Raw genomic sequence first — 2,459 nt, forward strand, 5'->3', positions numbered from 1 at the left:
GCCACGGTGGGCCATTACCCCGCCGTCAAGCTGATAGGACGCGACCCCATCCCATACCGGTAAACCCTTTCCCACACAGGCATGCACCCATGTGGAGCATCCGGCATTACCACCCGTTTCCAGGAGCTATTCCAGAGTACAGGGCAGGTTGGTCACGCATTACTCACCCGTTCGCCACTCTCACCACCAAGCAAGCTTGATGGATCCCGTTCGACTTGCATGTGTTAAGCACGCCGCCAGCGTTCGTCCTGAGCCAGAATCAAACCCTCCACAAAAAACCTTCATGAAGAGCCAAAACAATGACTCGAAAAAAAGAAAAGAAAAAGACAGACAAAACACACAACCAGCAACCACCACGGGAAACCCCGCGACAGCCAACCAGCCGCATGCTCGCACAATCCTTCCAAAAACCCGGCCACAATCAAACCCCCTCGGGCACTCCCACCACACAACGACAGGAGCAGCAGCCGGACTGGCAATCAAAACTTAGTAGTACAAAACACGCTCTTGAGTTCTCAAACCACCACCACACCAACAAACACACCCCAAAACCAAGGAGCGCCGTCGTGCCGGGCAACGAGTGAATAACTTACACGACAACACACAACCACGCAAATCGGCATGCAAAAACACACCCCAAATCGTTGAAACGACGGCATTCCCCCGGCGTGTCGCAAACCGTGTTCTCACGCCTCTAACTCAAGTCTAAAGCAGTCCTATCACCACAAAAAAGTGAAATCTCATTTTTGGCTGGCGTGTCAGTTAGAGTTCATCTTCATCATCGGGCCAAAAGCCACTCCGCGGCAGTCAAACCTGTCAACAACCGCCATCAACACGATGAGGATCATCTTCAGTCGGCATTGGGGTCGGGACTATGCGACTATGCGGTCGGCACTGCGCGATTGACACTGCACGATTGACACTGCACGTATGAGACGGCAGTGCGTGTGCGGACCGGCGCAGCGCACGTGCGATATCAACGTCACTATGCAATAGCACCGTGCCATGCACAGTATCGACGACACCGTGCAGACATCTCAGGCGACATAGATCTCAGACAGCACTGATCTCTGACAGCACTGTGCAGGGGCCACACCCATTGCCCATGTTTGGTAAGCCTGATGATGGCCGGGACCGGATCTCCGGTTTCGACATGACATTACTATCCCTTCGTTGATGCCCGGGGTGTTGTAGCGAGAACGAAGGCGTTCCCAGACCGCTGATAGGAACCAGACTGGGCGCAAGGATACGTGGGGCGCATGGCACAGATTTCCTCGTAATGTGAATGTGCACCAGCTCCAGCAATAGAACGGCATTCTTAGCTCAGCCGCCGTGTTGATCTTCTCACTGGCCGCAGTGGAGAGACGAATCCATCGACAGTAAGCTTCGCGAACGTCCAGACACCGATGTCGGAGCGATGAGTAATAAACCGTACGGCATATCACAACTGCATTACACCTGACTCAGGAAATGGCATAGAGGAATAAGACAGCAATCGCATTCGTCTCGACATCGGTGTCCCTCGCGCCATGTCGATAGCGCCGATAAGGCGCATTATGTCGAGAACAATTACACTTTCGCAGTGTGACTCGGCTGGACGGCATTGACGATACAAAAAAGCCCAGGACCTGCGGCCTGGGCATACAACGGCTACTACACCGACGGCATCTCAGCTGCCCCACGTTTCTACGTGTCCTGCGTGTTGTGTGGCGGGGTGGGAATAAAAAGAGGGGAACCCGTTCGGGTTCCCCTCATATAAGTGTGTGTGCGGTGGTGTGCTACTCTCCCACACCCTGCCGGGTGCAGTACCATCGCCGTGCCAGGTCTTAGCTTCCGGGTTCGGAATGGATGCCGGGCGTCTCCCCTGGGCCATGACCACCGCAAGAACTATAAGAACCAGGACCATCCACCCCCAAGGGGGGAGACGATCCCGTGGTGGCGGTTTGGGAACCGGCTAGCGGACGCGATGAACGTGATCTCGTCTGGTCGATCGCAGTGAACGAATGTGCTCCGTGCTGTCCGGGATGATCGACTGGATCCATCCCGAAGGATTAAGTGTCGTACTCGTCCGTTAGTACCGGTCAGCTCCACCCCTCACAGGGCTTCCACATCCGGCCTATCAACCACGTGTTCTCCATGGGGACTATCCACGCCCCGAGGGGCGTGAGGGAATGCTTATCTTGGAGAAGGCTTCCCGCTTAGATGCTTTCAGCGGTTATCCCATCCGAACGTAGCCAACCAGCCGTACCCTTGGCAGGATAACTGGCATACCAGAGGTTCGTCCACCCAGGTCCTCTCGTACTATGGGCAGGACTCCTCAACATTCCAACGAGCGCAGAGGATAGAGACCAAACTGTCTCACGACGTTCTGAACCCAGCTCGCGTGCCGCTTTAATCGGCGAACAGCCGAACCCTTGGGACCTGCTCCAGCCCCAGGATGCGACGAGCCGACATCGAGG

The 2,459-nt window shown here is 55.5% G+C and carries 1 protein-coding gene and 3 rRNA genes; 1 reads left to right on the top strand and 3 read right to left on the bottom strand.

The annotated features are described in order from the left end of the window. Positions 1-275, bottom strand: a 16S ribosomal RNA gene (locus tag BTIS_RS11460); the annotation flags it as partial. 24 nt (positions 276-299) lie between these two features. Between BTIS_RS11460 and BTIS_RS11895 the strand changes: the two genes are divergently transcribed. Then, a complete protein-coding gene (locus BTIS_RS11895) occupies positions 300-584 on the top strand; it encodes a hypothetical protein (protein WP_158216889.1) in 285 nt (94 codons plus the stop codon). Positions 585-1,765: 1,181 nt separating this feature from the next. On the opposite strand, the gene rrf is transcribed toward BTIS_RS11895, so the two are convergent. After that, positions 1,766-1,883, bottom strand: a 5S ribosomal RNA gene (gene rrf / locus BTIS_RS11465). Between the two features lie 168 nt (positions 1,884-2,051). Further along, a 23S ribosomal RNA gene (locus BTIS_RS11470) occupies positions 2,052-2,459 on the bottom strand; the annotation flags it as partial.

The sequence above is a fragment of the Bifidobacterium tissieri genome (genome assembly GCF_002259645.1).
GTDB classification, from domain to species: Bacteria; Actinomycetota; Actinomycetes; order Actinomycetales; family Bifidobacteriaceae; genus Galliscardovia; species Galliscardovia tissieri.

Coding starts and splice junctions, on each gene's coding strand:
- BTIS_RS11895 (WP_158216889.1), top strand. CDS start 300: ATGACTCGAAAAAAAGAAAAGAAAAAGACAGACAAAACACACAACCAG.